The sequence below is a fragment of the Streptomyces sp. NPDC003036 genome (assembly GCF_040611175.1).
GTDB lineage: Bacteria > Actinomycetota > Actinomycetes > Streptomycetales > Streptomycetaceae > Streptomyces.
This window is the reverse complement of the sequence record NZ_JBEXNO010000039.1, coordinates 42,746-58,021: the sequence shown is the minus strand read 5'-3', so window position 1 is coordinate 58,021 and position 15,276 is coordinate 42,746. Positions and strand designations below refer to the sequence as shown.

The 15,276-nt window shown below is 72.8% G+C and carries 19 protein-coding genes; 14 read left to right on the top strand and 5 right to left on the bottom strand.

What is annotated here, in order from left to right:
- Positions 1–32 precede the first annotated feature (32 nt).
- On the bottom strand, positions 33–203 hold the full coding sequence (locus ABZX67_RS25865; protein WP_355364373.1) for a gallidermin/nisin family lantibiotic: 171 nt from the start codon (positions 201–203) through the stop codon (positions 33–35).
- A 245-nt stretch (positions 204–448) separates the two neighbouring features.
- Between ABZX67_RS25865 and ABZX67_RS25860 the strand changes: the two genes are divergently transcribed.
- From ABZX67_RS25860 to ABZX67_RS25830, 7 genes are all read left to right on the top strand, one after another.
- Entirely contained in the window at positions 449–1,006 is a 558-nt protein-coding gene (locus tag ABZX67_RS25860; RefSeq protein ID WP_355364370.1) for a sigma-70 family RNA polymerase sigma factor, read from the top strand.
- Positions 1,003–2,022 carry a hypothetical protein gene (locus ABZX67_RS25855; RefSeq protein ID WP_355364367.1) on the top strand — a complete coding sequence of 340 codons (1,020 nt, stop codon included), beginning with the start codon at positions 1,003–1,005 and terminating at the stop codon, positions 2,020–2,022. The genes ABZX67_RS25860 and ABZX67_RS25855 overlap by 4 nt, the downstream gene beginning before the upstream one ends.
- Positions 2,023–2,207: 185 nt before the next feature.
- Positions 2,208–2,852, top strand: a complete 645-nt coding sequence (locus tag ABZX67_RS25850; RefSeq protein ID WP_355364364.1) for a hypothetical protein — start codon at positions 2,208–2,210, stop codon at positions 2,850–2,852.
- Positions 2,849–3,643, top strand: coding sequence for a hypothetical protein (locus ABZX67_RS25845; protein ID WP_355364361.1), 795 nt, complete (start codon positions 2,849–2,851; stop codon positions 3,641–3,643). Before ABZX67_RS25850 ends, ABZX67_RS25845 begins: the two co-directional genes overlap by 4 nt.
- The gene (locus ABZX67_RS25840) at positions 3,640–4,542 is read left to right on the top strand and encodes an ATP-binding cassette domain-containing protein (protein WP_355364358.1); all 903 of its coding nucleotides are present in this window, start codon (positions 3,640–3,642) and stop codon (positions 4,540–4,542) included. The genes ABZX67_RS25845 and ABZX67_RS25840 overlap by 4 nt, the downstream gene beginning before the upstream one ends.
- Before the next feature lie 13 nt (positions 4,543–4,555).
- Positions 4,556–4,990 (top strand): DUF2511 domain-containing protein, encoded by a 435-nt coding sequence (locus ABZX67_RS25835; protein WP_355364355.1) that lies wholly within the window; start codon positions 4,556–4,558, stop codon positions 4,988–4,990.
- The gene (locus ABZX67_RS25830) at positions 4,987–5,844 is read left to right on the top strand and encodes a hypothetical protein (RefSeq protein ID WP_355364352.1); all 858 of its coding nucleotides are present in this window, start codon (positions 4,987–4,989) and stop codon (positions 5,842–5,844) included. Before ABZX67_RS25835 ends, ABZX67_RS25830 begins: the two co-directional genes overlap by 4 nt.
- 80 nt (positions 5,845–5,924) lie before the next feature.
- Here ABZX67_RS25830 and ABZX67_RS25825 read toward each other — a convergent pair whose 3' ends face one another.
- Together ABZX67_RS25825 and ABZX67_RS25820 are read right to left on the bottom strand one after the other, a co-directional pair.
- The gene (locus tag ABZX67_RS25825) at positions 5,925–6,683 is read right to left on the bottom strand and encodes an ATP-binding cassette domain-containing protein (protein ID WP_355364349.1); all 759 of its coding nucleotides are present in this window, start codon (positions 6,681–6,683) and stop codon (positions 5,925–5,927) included.
- Positions 6,684–6,685: 2 nt separating this feature from the next.
- A complete protein-coding gene (locus ABZX67_RS25820) occupies positions 6,686–7,489 on the bottom strand; it encodes an ABC transporter permease (protein ID WP_355364346.1) in 804 nt (267 codons plus the stop codon).
- 286 nt (positions 7,490–7,775) lie between these two features.
- Between ABZX67_RS25820 and ABZX67_RS25815 the strand changes: the two genes are divergently transcribed.
- Together ABZX67_RS25815 and ABZX67_RS25810 are read left to right on the top strand one after the other, a co-directional pair.
- Complete coding sequence (locus ABZX67_RS25815) at positions 7,776–8,099, top strand: hypothetical protein (RefSeq protein ID WP_355364343.1); 324 nt, start codon at positions 7,776–7,778, stop codon at positions 8,097–8,099.
- Positions 8,100–8,152: 53 nt separating this feature from the next.
- Positions 8,153–8,401, top strand: coding sequence for a hypothetical protein (locus ABZX67_RS25810; protein WP_355364340.1), 249 nt, complete (start codon positions 8,153–8,155; stop codon positions 8,399–8,401).
- A gap of 36 nt (positions 8,402–8,437) precedes the next feature.
- Here the strand turns inward: ABZX67_RS25810 and ABZX67_RS25805 are convergent, their stop codons facing one another.
- A complete protein-coding gene (locus ABZX67_RS25805; protein WP_355364337.1) occupies positions 8,438–11,134 on the bottom strand; it encodes a SpoIIE family protein phosphatase in 2,697 nt (898 codons plus the stop codon).
- Between the two features lie 98 nt (positions 11,135–11,232).
- On the opposite strand from ABZX67_RS25805, the gene ABZX67_RS25800 reads away from it, so the two are divergent.
- The 4 genes from ABZX67_RS25800 to ABZX67_RS25785 all read left to right on the top strand — a co-directional run bounded on the left by ABZX67_RS25800 (position 11,233) and on the right by ABZX67_RS25785 (position 13,917).
- The gene (locus tag ABZX67_RS25800) at positions 11,233–11,634 is read left to right on the top strand and encodes a cell division protein SepF (RefSeq protein WP_355364334.1); all 402 of its coding nucleotides are present in this window, start codon (positions 11,233–11,235) and stop codon (positions 11,632–11,634) included.
- A 35-nt stretch (positions 11,635–11,669) separates the two neighbouring features.
- A complete protein-coding gene (locus ABZX67_RS25795; RefSeq protein ID WP_355364331.1) occupies positions 11,670–12,860 on the top strand; it encodes an ATP-binding protein in 1,191 nt (396 codons plus the stop codon).
- Positions 12,857–13,225 carry a nucleotide pyrophosphohydrolase gene (locus ABZX67_RS25790; protein ID WP_355364328.1) on the top strand — a complete coding sequence of 123 codons (369 nt, stop codon included), beginning with the start codon at positions 12,857–12,859 and terminating at the stop codon, positions 13,223–13,225. Before ABZX67_RS25795 ends, ABZX67_RS25790 begins: the two co-directional genes overlap by 4 nt.
- A 125-nt stretch (positions 13,226–13,350) precedes the next feature.
- Positions 13,351–13,917 (top strand): DUF6099 family protein, encoded by a 567-nt coding sequence (locus tag ABZX67_RS25785; RefSeq protein WP_355364325.1) that lies wholly within the window; start codon positions 13,351–13,353, stop codon positions 13,915–13,917.
- A gap of 34 nt (positions 13,918–13,951) precedes the next feature.
- Here ABZX67_RS25785 and ABZX67_RS25780 read toward each other — a convergent pair whose 3' ends face one another.
- Positions 13,952–14,131 (bottom strand): hypothetical protein, encoded by a 180-nt coding sequence (locus ABZX67_RS25780; protein WP_355364322.1) that lies wholly within the window; start codon positions 14,129–14,131, stop codon positions 13,952–13,954.
- A 170-nt stretch (positions 14,132–14,301) separates the two neighbouring features.
- Between ABZX67_RS25780 and ABZX67_RS25775 the strand changes: the two genes are divergently transcribed.
- Positions 14,302–15,225, top strand: coding sequence for an LLM class F420-dependent oxidoreductase (locus tag ABZX67_RS25775; RefSeq protein WP_355364319.1), 924 nt, complete (start codon positions 14,302–14,304; stop codon positions 15,223–15,225).
- Positions 15,226–15,276: the final 51 nt, after the last annotated feature.

Genomic DNA, 15,276 nt, shown 5'->3' with positions numbered 1-15,276 from the left:
CCCCGGCCCCACGGACGCGTCGCGGTTGTGGTTCAGCAGCAGTGGCTGCAGCCGGAGCCGCCGCCCTCGCTGGTGCAGCCCGGGGTGCAGTAGGAGATGCTCGTGATGGCCGGGCCGGCGACGGACTGCTCCACGCCGATCTCCAGGTCGAGGTCGAACAGGTTTCCGTCGTTCTGCGACTGAGCAGGGGTGTTGATTCCCATGCTGAACTCCTTCGTAGAAACCGAATGGATGTTCGTGGATCGCGATCCGGTGCCTCACGGAATCACGCCGTGTGATGCCCGATCAATGGCTTCCGCCCGGCTTGGCAGTCATGGCAGTTCGCTGGCAGGACGGCCACGACGGGGACGGCCGCACCGCGATCGCCCACACATCGCTTTCCGGTCGTAAATCAATTCGGTGGCGCGGAACCGTGAACCGATGCGTCCGTTCTGGATACGTACGTGATGTGTGTTCGGACGAAGCTCTGCTGACCGCCGTGGCCCGCGGCGACCAAACCGCCCTCCGCGCCCTCTACGAGCGGCATGCCGCCGCCATGCTCCGCCTCATCCGCAGACTCACCTCCGACCAGGGAGTCTCCGAGGAGATCCTCCAAGAGGCATGGCTCGCCGTATGGCGCTCGGCGAGCGGCTTCCGGGGCGACTCCAGCGTGCGCGGGTGGCTCCTCGGCGTCGCCAGACGCCAAGCCCACAACCAGCTCCGCAGATCCCGGCCACAACTCACCGACCTCGCCGAAGCCCAGGACGTCCCCGACCCCGCACCCAGCGTGGAGGACCAGATCCTGAAAGAAGCCGAACGCACCGAACTCGCCGCAGCCGTACGCGCCCTCCCCGAACACCTCCGCGAAGTGCTCGCACTCGTCCTCATCGAAGAACTGCCCTACCCGGAAGTGGCCACCGTGCTCGCCATCCCCGTGGGTACCGTCAAAAGCCGGATGTCCCACGCGCGAAGGCGGCTGGGCAGCATGCTCGCCGCCACGCGGCTGGAAGGAACGGGACGACGATGACCGACCACAACCCCCACCCCCACCACACCACCGAACACCTCACCGACGACGTCCTGGCGCGCCTCGCCGCCACCCCCACACCCCACCCCGACCACACCACCCCCCACCACACGCACATGGCGCACTGCCCCGACTGCCGAACCCGCCTCGCCATCTGGCAGGACATCGGAGCGGCGGTACGCATCACCGAAACCCCGGCCGAAGCAGCCACCCACGCCGAAGCCGCCCTCACCCCGCCCCCCTTCGACACCCTGCTCGGCCCCGCCCTCGCCGACCTCACCCGCCCCGCCGGCACCACGGACCTCAACGGCCTCACCGAGGCCCCGGCCCAGCCCCAGGCCAAGCACCAGCCCCCGGGCAGGCCCCAGGTCCGCACCCCCGGCGTCGCCCGCCCCTGGCGCACCGCATGGCAACTCGCCGTCACACAAGCCACGCTGATGCCCAGCCTCTGGGCACCCCTCAGCGCCGCCGGATTCGTCGGAGCCGCCCTCCTCGCGTCCGCGCACGTACCGGACCGTTTCGCCGTACGGCTCTTCGGCGCCGTGGCCGTCCTGCTGGTGATGTTCGGCGCGCTGATGGTCGCCTCACCCGGCCGGGACCCCCGGCGCGAGCTGCTCTTCACCCTCCCCGTGCCGCCCGCCGCCGTGTTCCTCGCCCGCCTCACCGTGGTGCTCGCCGTCGACGTGGCCCTCGCCATGGCCTGCTCGGCCCTCATCGACGGGCCCGGGTGGTGGCCCGTGGTCTCCAGCTGGCTCGGCGAAGCCCTGCTCGCCGCCTCCCTCGCCCTCGCCCTCGCCGTCCGCCACTCACCCGCCGTCGGCGCGGCATCCGGCGCCACACTCTGGATGCTCGGAGTGTTCGGCGGCCCCCAGGGCATCCTCGCCACCCCCTTCGACGGCCTGCTCGACGTCCTCCTGTCCACCACCCCGTGGACCCTCCTCATGGCCGCCGCCCTGCTGACCTGGGCCGCCACCGCCATGCGTTCCTTCGGCGCCACGGCCACACAGTCGTCGTAGCTCCGGCGGCGGCCCGCACACGTCGGCGAACTCTTCCGCGCCGGCCGTGAACCACCGCAGGCCGCACCGCTACGTACAGGGTGTACCGCCGCTTTCGGCCGGCATCCCGGTAGCCGACGCCGGGCGGCGGTACACCACGCACGGCCGGCACCCCTGAGCGGGAGCCGAAAACGGGAGGAGCCGATATGACCGCTGCGACGTGGTGGACCCACGAGGTGCGCCGCTGCGGGAGGCAGGCGTACGCCCTCCCCCTGCTGGCCGCCCTCCTCGCGTACGCGGCGATGGCCACCGGCCCCGGCGGCGGCGCACTCCTCGGGCGCGCCCTGCTGACCACCGCGCTGCCCGCCGCCACCGCACTCGCCTGCGCGGCGATCGTCGCCCGCGAGCCCCTGCTCGAACTGCACCTCTCCCTGCCCACGCCGTACGCACGCACCGTCGCCCGCCGCCTCGCCTGGCCCGCCACCGTCACCGTGTTCGCCGCCGTCGCGCTGGTGACCCTCCTCGCGACCACCGGCCGAGACCTCGCCCCCGTACCCACCCTGCTCGAACTGGTCGGGCTCACCGCCCTGCTGAGCGGCGCCGCCGTCTGGGCGACCGTCCGGACCGGCTCCGCCGCCCCCGCCACCGGCCTCGTCGTCGCGGCCGTCCTCGCCAAACTCCTGCTCGTCGACCGCGTCGTACCGGACGGAGCAGCGCAGGCCGTGCCCGCGCTGCTCGCCGGGGCCTGGCTCACCGCCCTCGCGCTGCGCGCCCTCGGCCCCGGCGGACACACAGGCGCCCGTCTCCGCCCCACCACAGGACCGCACCTCGGCACCCGGGAGGGAGCATGACCGCACTGCTGTGGACGCTGCGGTACGAGGCCCTCATGGCCGCCCGCCGCAAAGTCGTCTGGGGCGCCGTCCTGCCGCTCGCCCTGCTGAGCCTGCTGCTCGCCGCCACCTCACCCGTCGTCACCGGACACGGCGACCCCGCCGCCCGCACCGGCGCCGCCGCCGTCCTCGTCAACACCCTCTGCACCCTCGGCGTCGGCCTCGCCCTCGCCGACCGCCTGCGCCGCGACATCGAAGCCCGCGGCATGCCCGAACTGCTCGCCGCCACACCGGCGCGCCCCCTCCCACGCACCACCGGAGCCCTCGCCGGCGCCCTCCTCACCGCCCTCGGCCCCATCGCCGCCCTCTTCCTCCTCTACGCCGCCGTCGTCGCGGCCACCAGCGGAACCCTCACCCCACTCGGCTCCGCCGCCGTCGCCCTGACCACCGCCGTGCTCCCCGCCGCGCTCCTCGTCACCGCGCTCGCCGGACTCCTCGGCGTACTCCTGCCAGTGGCCGCCGCCCGCGCCGTCACGGTCGTACTGTGGCTATGGGCCTGTCACTTCCCCCCGACCTTCTCACCGCTCCCCACAGCGACCGGAACCGTCCTGTCACCGCTCGGCGGCTACGCCCTGGTGGCGTGGGCACACGCGCCGCACGTGTGGGCGACCCGGCAGGGCACCGGCGCGCTGCGCCCCGCCGTCAGCGACACCACCGCCCTGCTGAACATCGCCCTCGTCCTGGCCATGGCCGCCGTCTGCTACGCACTCGGACACCTCGTCGCCCGCGCCAAACACCACGGAGCATCATGAACATCACCACCGAGCAGCTCACCAAAATCCACCCAGGCGGCCGCCGTGCCCTCGACGCCGTCGACCTCCACATCGACAGCGGCACCGTCGGACTCCTCGGCGCCAACGGCGCGGGCAAAACCACCCTCCTGCGCATCCTCACCGGCGTCCTGCGCCCCACCTCGGGGCGCGTCACCGTCGCCGGACACGACCTGTCCACCAGCGCCGGCCTCACCGCCGTCAAACGCACCCTCGGCTACCTCCCGCAAGAACTCGCCCTCTACCCCGACCTCACCACCCGCGAATTCCTCGACTACATCGGCGTCCTCAAAGGCATCCACGACAAACGCGAACGCCGCCGACAAGTCGACGAGCACATCGCCGAAGTCGGCCTCCAAGACCGCGCCCGCGAACGACTCGCCGGATTCTCCGGCGGCATGAAACGCCGCGTCGGCATCGCCCAAGCCCTCATGGGCAACCCCACCGTCCTCATCGTCGACGAACCCACCACCGGCCTCGACCCGCACGAACGCATGCGCTTCCGCACCCTCCTCGCCGGACTCGGCCACGGCCGCACCGTCCTCCTCTCCACCCACATCCTCGACGACGTCGCCCAGACCTGCCCCGAAGTAGCCGTCCTCTCCACCGGCCGGCTCGTCTTCCACGACACCACCACCGCCCTCGTCAGCCAAGCCGCCGGCTGCACCTACCTCACCCGCGCCACCGGCCCCGGCGGCCCACCCCCCGGCGCCGAAGTGGTCAGCGCCGTCACCACCGCCGAAGGCACCGAATACCGCATCGTCACCACCACCCCGCCCGCCGGAGCACGCCCCGTCGAGCCCTCACTCGAAGACGGCTACGCCGCCCTCCTCGCCGCCGACGGCGCCACCCACCACCCCACCAGCACACTCCGACAGTGAGGCAGCAACACCCGTGAACACGACGCACACCCACACCCACCACCACAGCCGCCACCGCACCCACACCGGCCTGGCCGTCTTCATCAGCGGCCTCACCCTCACGCTCACCGTCAGCCTCACGGCCTGCGGAGGCGGCGGCCGCACCGACCCCGCCACCAAAGAACCCGTCCCCCTGCCCAGCCCCACTGCCGCCAGCCAGCAGATGAGCGAAAAGAACCTCGGCTACATGTGGCCCCTCACCGTCGACCACGGCACCGCCGAATGCCGTAAGGGGGAGCAGGCCGTCTTCACCACCCCCGACGGCACCACCTACGCCCTCAACGACCGCGCCGAAGACGCCGGTTACCGCAACATCGACGCCGTACGCGCCACCGGCGAAGGGGGCGACAAAGTCAGCCTCGGCACCCTCCTCAGCACCACCATGAAACTCTGCCGATTCTCCAGGTGACCGAACCCGGCACGCGACACGGCCGGGCACGCGCACCCACCAGCAACACCACGCACCCGGTCATCGGCCCGACCACCGATGACCACGGGACGACCACGGGGGACACGCCCTTGCACCCGCACGCCACACACACCACCGACATCCACGTCCTCGCCCACTCCGGCCTCCAAACCCACCTCGACTCCCCGAACGCCCCACTCGGCACCGTCCGCACCATCCTCGACCGCGTCGACTTCGTCGACGACGACGACCTCACCGCACCCGGCGGCGCCATCGAGCTCCCCGTACTGATACCTGTCACCAGCGAGTTCCAGGCCGAAGGCCTCCGCGCCGTCCGCGTACGGCACCCCCTCTCCCTGCTCATCGCCGTCACCACCGACGTCTCGGGATACCGCACCTACTACGCCATCCGCTCCGGTGCGAACTTCGTCCTCAACCTCGCCATACCGGCCGAGAGCCAAATCGACATGCTGTACGCGCAGTTGAGGGCCCACAGCATGACGACTACCCGGCCGGAGCCCACTGCGGAACCGGCCGAACCCGCCGCGCCCTGGCTGCAGGCCATCCGCAGCCACGACGAGCACCACTCTGAGGAGCCGGCCCGCCCCAGGACGTACCAGCACGCGTCGCACCCGCCGGCTCTGTGCGAGGGAGACCTGGAGCTGGCGCGCATGCTGTGCACGTCGATGACCGTGTCGGAGATCGCCCGCCGCCACTACTGCTCCGAGCGGTCCATGTACCGCCGCATCCGCAGGCTGTACGACGATCTCGGTGTCGCGGGCCGCGCCGAACTGATGGCGATGGCTGCCGTGTTGGTCCCGGGCCGACAGGCGATGACGGCCCGCGCGGGCTGATCCCCTCGCTGATGGGCCCCGTGACGCTCGCGTCGGCGGGGCCCATCAGTCGTGTCGGTCGCCAGGCCGGTCGCCGGTCGTCAGTGGATCCCCGCATCGGCGCTTTCCAGCAGCCGGAAGAAGCCGGCTTCCACGTCTCCGTCGACGGCGAGGCCCGCCAGCGGTCCCTCGAACTGGGTGCGTCCTGCCGCCAGGACTTGGACCCGGTCGCAGACCTGGGCGACTTCGGCGAGCTGGTGGCTGGCGATGAGCACGGCCACGCCTTCGCCGGCCAGCGACCGGATGATGCCGCGCATTTCACGGATGCCGACCGGGTCGAGGCCGTTGGTCGGCTCGTCGAGGACGATGAGCCGCGGCCGGGCCAGCAGGGCGACGGCGATGCCCAGCCGCCACCGCATGCCGAGGGAGTAGGCGCCGACCCTGCGGTTGCGCGCGTCGGTCATCTTGACGAGGCTGAGCGCCGGTTCGATCCACTCCTCCGGTACGCAGCGCAGCTTGGCGTGGACCTTGAGGGTTTCGTCCCCGGTCAGTGTCGGCCACAGCCCCGGTACTTCGATCAGGGCGCCGACATCGGCCAGCGACTCACGCCCGACGGGCTTGCCGAAGATCTCGATGGATCCCGATGTGGGCCGCTGGAGGCCCAGCAGTGCCTTCATCAGGGTCGTCTTGCCGGCGCCGTTGGGCCCGAGTAGACCGTAGACCTCGCCCGTCCTGACGGTGAGGTCGACGCCGTCGAGGGCGCGGTGGGAGCCGTAGTGCTTGTGCAGCTCGCGAATGCGCAGCGCGGGCGTCGGCGTGACGGGGGTGCCCGGTGCGGCGGGCGTGGTCGGCGTGGTCATGATCAGATCTCCTTACGGCGCATGTGCAGGCTGCCGACGACCAGCAGGATCGCGGTCAGGGCGAAGGCGAGGACCACGGCGACCGGAATGGCCGACATCGCCGTCACCGGACTGTCCTTGGGCAGCGGTACGCCGTTGGGCCCGATCCCGGCGAGCGGCAGCACGACCCGCATGGGCCAGGCGAAGGGGACCGCGTACCAGAAGTCCTTGTCCGAGACGAGGGCCCCGCTGAGCAGTCCGGCCACGCCCACGCCGATGCTGGGGCCCATGCCCCACACCATCGCGACGAGCACCGCCAGCGCCGTCATGGACAGGCCCACCAGCCATGGCAGGTAGACCGCCGCGACCACCGTCCCCAGGGCGCCCGGGAACCGTCCGCTGACCGCCGCGCCGAGGGAGAGCATCACCAGCAGCACGGTCGAGGAGACGAACCCGAGGACGCCGAGTGCGGCGACCTTGCCCACGAAGTACCGTCCGCGGGGCACGCCGTACGACAGCAGCAGCCGCCAGGCGTCCTGGTCGGCCCGGACCGACAGCGCCGCGGCGAGGCCCGCCGTCATCGGCACGAGCACGCCCCAGAACTCCAGGGTCACGTTCCGGAAGACCTCGAACGTCTGGCCCGCCTTCGCCTCCGAGGAGCCGAGCGCGCCGAGGAACAGCGGCACCGTGATGATCACGGGCGCGAGAAGGTGGTACCAGGGAATGAAGCCCCGCTTGTGGCGGGCCAGCTCGGTGCCCACCACGGTCACCAGCGAGGGGTTGTCGCGCCGACCCGCGAGGGGCGGGGCAGCCGTGTCGTACGCCATGGGTTCTCCTACCCGGCCGCGTGGGCCTGGCCGCTTTCGGTTACGCCCTGTACGTAGCGTGGCCGCGCGGTCCGGTTCACCGTCGGGAACGCGGAATGCTGCCACCGTGGACGGGATCCGCCGGCAGCAGGCGGACAACTGACACGGGACTGCCAACCCCGCTGCCAGGGGGCGCACGGGGCGGTGCCGGAGTGCGAGGGTCGTAGAGCCGCGGACCGGCCGAATCCCCCGTCGGCCGGTCCCCGGCGTGGCTGATCCTCGTCCCACCACTCCTCAGGGAGGACCCATGAAGACGTTCCGCCCGCTCCACCGCACCCTGGTGGCCGCCACCCTCGCCCTCACCCTCGGCGGCCTCCTCGCGCCGGCCGCCTCCGCGACCCCCGCCGCCCCCGCGGCACCGGCACCGGTCGGCGGAATCCAGGTCCTGAAGACCTGGCACGCCACGGTCCAGTGCCAGATCGTCCGCATCAGCGACAACAACGTCGTCGGGTACGAGCGCGCCGACGGCACGGGCAACAGCAAGGAAGCGGCCATCCACGACGCCCAGCGCAACGTGCCCGTCCCGCAGGGCCACTACAAGCGCCACTGCGACACCAAGCGCGTCTGGTAGCGTCGAACGTCCCTTTCTCGCTTGCACGAAACTTGCACGGAAACAGGTGTGCGATGTCCGAGGACCCGAGTGTCTGGGAAGTACGGCTGGGTATCTACGCCACCGAGAAGCAGGCCGAAGAGGTCAAGGAGCGCATCACCAGGCTGCTGTGCCCGGACCCCGACCACGCGCCCCCCTGCCCGGTCCCGTGGTCGGTGATGCTGCTGCACGGGTCGGACCTCGACGACGCCGAGGCGTACGCGGAGCTCGTCGAACAGGCCCGCATCGAACGGGCCGCGGCCGAGAACCGCGGCCCCGAGTAAGGCCCTCGGCCCGCGTAGGGCGCTCGGCGAGAGGCCCTAGGTCGTCGAGGCCCGCCGGCGCAGCGGCTGTTCCGCCCAGACGACCTTGCCCGTCCCGGTGTACCTGGTGCCCCAGCGCTCCGCGATCTGGGACACCAGGAACAGCCCCCGCCCGCCCTCGTCCGTCTCCGCCGCCCACCGCAGGTGCGGGGCGGTGCTGCTGCCGTCGGAGACCTCGCAGACCAGCACCCGGTCACGGATCAGGCGTACGCGGATCGGCGCGGCGGCGTGGCGCACGGCGTTGGCGACCAGCTCGCCGAGGACCAGCTCGGTGGAGAACATCTCGTCCGCCAGCCCCCAGGCCTCCAGCGTCCGCCGGGCCTCCGCCCGTACGCGTCCCACGGCGGCCGGCTCCGCGGGCACGTCCCAGGTGGCGGTACGGTCCGGGGCCAGCGTCCGCGTCCGGGCGACCACGAGCGCGACGTCGTCGCGCGGCCGCTCGGGCAGCAGGGCGTCCAGCAGCACGCGGCAGGTCTCCTCGGGCGTCCGGCCCGGGTGCGCGAGGGTACGGCGCAGCAGCCGGTGGCCCTCGTCGAGGTCGCGGTCCCGGTCGCGGTCCTCCAGGAGCCCGTCGGTGTAGAGCACCAGACTGCTGCCCTCGGGCAGGCGCACCTCGGCCCTCTCGAAGGGCAGGCCGCCGATTCCGAGGGGCTGCCCGGTGGGCAGGCCGGGGAACTCTGCGCGGCCGTCGGGGTACACGATCGCGGGTTCGACGTGACCGGCGCGGGCCATGGTGCACACGCCCGAAACCGGGTCGTACACGGCGTACAGGCAGGTCGCCCCGGTGACCGCCATCGCGTCGCCATCCCCGCTGTCGTCCTGGTCGATCCGGGCGACCAGTTCGTCCATGTGCCAGAGCAGTTCGTCGGGGGCGAGGTCGAGGGCGGCGAAGTTGTGGACCGCGGTGCGCAGCCGCCCCATGGTGGCGGCGGCCCGGATCCCGTGCCCCACCACGTCTCCGACGACGAGACCGACCCGCGTCCCGGGCAGCGGGATGACGTCGAACCAGTCACCGCCGACGCCGCCCTGTCCGCCCTGCCCGGCCTGTGCGGGCAGGTAGCGGTGCGCGAGCTCCAGGGCGGTGTGCTCGGGCAGGGATCGGGGCAGCAGGCTGCGCTGGAGGGTGACCGCCATGGCGTGTTCGCGGGTGTAGCGGCGGGCGTTGTCGATGCTGACGGCCGCGCGGGCCACCAGCTCCTCGGCGAGGGACACGTCGTCCTCGTCGAAGGGCTCGGGTTCGTCGGCGCGCCAGAAGGTGGCCACGCCCATGATGACGCCACGGGCGCGCAGCGGTGCGGCGATCATCGAGTGGATGCCGTACGCGACGAGTCGGCGGGCCCGGTCCGGTTCCTGCGCCTGCCAGCCGTGGAAGGCGGTCAAGTCCGCCTCCAGTACGGCCCTGCCGGTGTCGAAGCCGCGCGCCTGCGGGGTGTCGGGCAGGAACCGGATGAGGGTGCCGTCGGGGTGGAGCGGTGTGTCGTCCCGGATGCCGCGGTACGCGACCCGGCGCATCTCCCGCAGCGAGCCGGTGCCCGCGGGCTCGCCGCCGCGCAGCACGGGCTCGGGGACGTCGACGGTGACGAAGTCGGCGAACCGGGGTACCGCGAACCGGGCGAGCTCCTGGGAGGTCCGTACGACGTCGAGGCTGGTGCCGATCGCCGCGCCCGCGTCGTACAGCAACTCGAGGCGGCTCTGGGTTCGGTCGGCCCTGCCGGTGACCAGCCGGAGCTCCGTGGTGTCCCGCAGGGTGGCGACGGCGCCGGGCGGTCCTCCGCTGCGGTCGCCGGTCAACCGCAGGCTGACGGCGAGGAACCGGTCCCGGGCCGGGCGCACCTCGTCGGTGGCCGGCCGCCCGGAGTCCAGCAGCCGGGCCGTCTCCGGGTGGATGCCCAGATCGCGGACGTGGCGGCCCTCCGCGTCCGGGGGCAGACCGAGCAGCCGGCGTGCCTCGTCGTTGGCGAGCAGCAGCCGGTGGCCGCCGTCGAGGATGAGCACGCCCTCGCGTACGGAGTGCAGGACGGCGTCGTGGTGTTCGTACATCCGGGCCATCTCGGCCGGTCCGAGGCCGCGGGTCTGGTGCCGTAGCCGCCTGCTGACCAGGGCTGCGCCGGCCGTCGCGAGGGCGAGGGCGGCGGCCGCGGAGGCGAAGACGACGGGCAGCTGGTGCTCGACGACGTCGCTGACCCGGTCGATGGTGACCCCGGTCGCCACGAGCCCCACGACCCGGCCGCCGGGGCCGGTGACGGGGACGACGTGCTGGACGGCGGGTCCGACGGAGCCGTCGACGGTCTCCGTCACGGTGCCGCCGGCCGCGGCGGGCGCGATGGTGCCGACGTACCGTCCGCCGATCAGGTCGGGGTCGGGATGGGTGTGGCGCGTGCCCTCGGGGGACATCACGACGACGAAGTCCACGCCGGACGCCTCGCGGAGCCGTTCGGCGCGGGGCTGGAGGACGGCGGACGGCTCGGGTCCGGTGAGGGCGGCGGCGACGCCCGGAGCCCTCGCGAAGGTCTCGGCCACGGCGACCGAGCGCTGACGCGCTTCCCGCTCGCTGTCGGTGCGCGACTGCAGCAGGAGCGCCACCACGACGGCGACGACGAGCAGCAGCACCACCGCCACCTGCAGGGCGAACACCTGGCTGGCGACGGCACGCGCGCTCAAGCGCGAGCGCAAGCGGCCGAAAGGTCCGGCCATGTCTCATTTTCTCATACGGGTTCTCGGGCCTCCCCTGGGCGGGACACGGCGAGTGTCGCAGTTGGGCCGAACGGGTGAGGCGGGCGAGGATAGGGCCCATGAGTAGGTACGAGAGGTACGACGTCACCGACGAACAGTGGGAGGGCCTGGCCCAGGTCGTCCCGCTTCGGGGGCGCAACGAGTGGCCGTCCAGGATCGACCACCGGACGATCCCGCAGGATTACGAGGCCGCCGAGCAGCGCCGCATGGTCGTACTGCGGGTGCAGGTCTTCGCGGACGCGCGTGAGGTCGCCGAGTACCTCATCGCCCAGATCCCGGTCCTGCTCGACCTCACCGGGGCGGACACCGAAGTCGCCAAGCGGATCCTCGACTTCAGCAGCGGCGTCGTCTTCGGGCTCGGCAGTGGCATGCACCGTGTCGACCGGAACGTCTTCCTGCTGGCGCCGGTCGGGACCGAGGTCGAGGGCGCGGCGGCCGAGACGGCCGTCCCCCATTCGTAGGAGCCCGTCCGGGTGAATCGGTTCGGCGCGCGGCCGTGACCGTACGGTCCGGGCATGGACTCCCCCCACGCCCCCCGCCCGGCCCGCCCGCCCTCACGCAGCTGCGGCTGCCCGCCTTCAGAGCGCACCGCGGGACGGTCCTCCCGCTCGGCCCCGTCACCTTCTTCACGGGGCCGAGCGGCAGCGGCAAGTCCAGCGCGGTCCAGGCGTACGAGGCACTCGCGCTGCTCGGCGCGGGAGCGGCGGTCGGCAGCGCGTTCCCGGACCCGGCCGGCTGCGTACCGGAAGGCGCGGCGGCGGACGCACAGGGGAGACGGGGCTTCCGCATCGGCTGTACGGCGGACGGCCCGGCCGGTCCCGTACGGCTCGACCTGGCCGTGCAGGCGGAGCCGGAACCCCGCATCGTGAGCGAGCGGCTGACGGACGCCGACGGGCGGGTGCTGCTGGCCACCGCGCCGCACGACCCGCGGCGGCGCACCGTGCGAGCCGAGTGGCTCACGGCGGGCCCGGCCCCGGGCGCCCGGGAGGCGCGGGTGACCCGCGAATCACTTCCCGACGACCTGCTCGGCACGGCGCTGCTGCCGCTGCGGGTGGCGGGGCGGACGGACGGGCAGCGGCGGGTGCTGGCCGCGGCCGAACAGGTCGTCCTGGCGCTGCGGTCCGTCTTCCCGTGCGAGCCGCGGCCCGACCGGATGCGGGCGCCGGTGGAGCCGGGGGACGGCCGGCTGCGGCGCGGGTGCGAGAACCTCGCGGAGGTGCTGCACCGCACCCGCGCCGACTGCGCGCGGCGCCACGCCCGGCTGGCGGCCGCGGCCCGCGCGGGATGCGCGGGGCCGGTACGGGACGTGGGCGTGGAGCGGCTCGCGGACGGCAGGGTGCGCGCCGTGCTCGACCGGGGCGCCGGCGCGTCGCGTCGCGGCACGCCGCTGGAGCGGCTCGGCGACGGCGAGTTGCGGTACCTGGCGCTCGCGCTGGTCCTGCTCACCGGGCCGCGGGTGCTCGCCGTCGACCAGGCGGTGGAGGTGCCCGGAGCGCTGCAGACCCTCACCGTCCTCGCGGACGGCTTCGACCGGGACCTGGACGCGCGACAGGCGCGGGAACTGGCGGGGCTCGCCGCGCTGATCTGCGCGGAGGGCCACATGCGGCTGGTGGGGACGGCCGGTGAGGCGGTGGCGGGGGCCGTGCGCGGGCGGGAGGGGGTGACGGTGGTAGACCTGGGGCCGTGACGGAACCGGATGTACGAGAACTGCAGCGCCGACTGGCGGAGTTCGCGGCGGCACGCGCGTGGCAGCCGTACCACACGCCGAAGAACCTGGCCGCGGCGCTGAGCGTCGAGGCGGCCGAACTGCTGGAGATCTTCCAGTGGTTGACGCCCGAGGAAGCGGCGCGGGTGATGGAGGAGCCGGAGACGGCGCACCGGGTCGCCGACGAGGTCGCGGACGTGCTCGCCTACCTGCTGCAGTTCTGCGGGGTGCTGGGCGTCGACCCGCTGGCGGCGCTCTCCGCGAAGATCGACCGGAACGAGCTCCGCTTCCCGGTGGGGCGGCCGCCGGGGCGCGCCGCACGAGAAGATCGTCACTCTCCGGAGTGACCGGGTTATTCACACTGAGCTTGCTGTCCACAGATTTCCGAATTCCCCTGGCTTTTGGGTCCGTTCAGCCTCACTCTGGGTAGTGAACCAGTGGGCGGACAGACGTACGAACGGGGGCGGCCCGGATGGATGCGGAACGGCTGATCGTGGCGGGTCGGGGTGGGCTGGCGGAGAGCCGGGTGGCGCTCGACATCGTGGCGGAGGCGTGGCAGGCACAGGCGCTCGCGCAGGCCATCGGCCGGCACCTGGCGCTGTACGGACCGCCGGAGCTGCGCAACGACGCGCGGGGGCTCAGCGAGATCGGCGGGCGTGGTGGCACCGTGCCCGATCATCCGGGGCTGCGTGGCGGGGGCGTGCGGGCCGCCCGCCTCACGGATGTCTCCGATGTGCGGGGCACGTTACGCGCGCTGGGCGCGCTGCTGGGCGAGGTGGGTATGGCACTCGTCGGCGTCGCCTGCGCCACCGATGAGGAGGGGCTGTACTGGCAGTGCATCGAGGCGATCGACGCCGCAGACGAGTCGAGCGACCGGGTGCGCGTGATGCTGCGCAGACTCACCGCGCGGCATTCGGGCAGACCGCCCGAACCGCCGGAGCTGAAGGAGTTGACCGACCTGTCGGCCGATCTGTCGACGGACCTGACGGACGCGGCGGGCTCGGTGGATTCGGTGGACTCGGTGGCGGGGCCGTCGTGACCGGGCGTGCGCCACCGGGACGTCGGACGGCGCGTCAGGCGGGCTGCTCGGGGGCGGCCTCGCCGGCGGTGCGGCCGCGGTCGGCCGAGCCCTGGAGGTCGGCGTCGAGCTGCGAGAGGTCGGCGGTGAGCGCCGCCATCAACTCCTCCATCTGCTGAAGCAGACCCTTGGGGGCGCCGGCGCCCTGGCGATCGGGCATTGCTTCCTGGGACATGAGGGGCCTCCTCGGCAACGACGTGCCGACAGCTGCCGCCGGCACGCGGGCCGGGCGGTCCGGCTCCAGCCGAGCCAACGACGGGTACGGGCGGCGAGTCACCGGGTTCGTGGATCTTCACCCGGGCGAGCCCGCGAAATGACGTCCGTTCGAACGGGCAGGATGGGGGCATGGATCTCCGCATTTTCACCGAGCCCCAGCAAGGGGCGAGCTACGACACCCTGTTGACCGTCGCCAAGGCGACCGAGGACCTCGGCTTCGACGCCTTCTTCCGCTCGGACCACTATCTGCGCATGGGGTCCGTGGACGGCCTGCCCGGGCCGACCGACGCCTGGATCACGCTGGCCGGCCTGGCCCGGGAGACCCAGCGGATCCGCCTCGGCACGCTGATGACCGCCGCGACCTTCCGGCTGCCGGGCGTCCTCGCGATCCAGGTCGCGCAGGTCGACCAGATGTCGGGCGGCCGCGTCGAGCTCGGACTGGGGGCCGGCTGGTTCGAGGAGGAGCACCAGGCGTACGGCATCCCCTTCCCGAAGGAGAAGTTCGGGCGCCTGGAGGAGCAGCTGGCCATCGTCACGGGCCTGTGGGAGACGGAGGCCGGCAAGACGTTCTCGTACGAGGGGAAGTACTACCAGCTGACCGACTCGCCCGCCCTGCCCAAGCCCGCCCAGGCGAAGGTGCCGGTGCTGATCGGCGGCCACGGCGCCACGCGCACCCCGCGGCTGGCCGCGAGGTACGCCGACGAGTTCAACATCCCGTTCGCCTCGCTGGAGGCCACGCGGGAGCAGTTCGGCCGGGTGCGGGCAGCCGCGGAGGAGCTCGGCCGCCGCCCGGACGACCTCGTGTACTCCAACGCGCTGGTCGTCTGCGTCGGCAAGGACGACGCCGAGGTCGCCCGCCGCGCGGCCGCCATCGGCCGGGACGTGGACGAACTGAAGGCGAACGGCCTCGCGGGCTCACCCGCCGAAGTCGTCGACAAGATCGGCCGCTACGCGACGCTGGGCACGTCGCGGATCTACCTCCAGCTCCTGGACCTGACGGACCTGGACCACCTGGAGCTGATCTCGTCGCAGGTGCAGGCGCAGCTGGACTGAACCGCTGCACCGGAGGGGGCGGGGCCGCGGCCGACCCCACCCCCTGCTCGC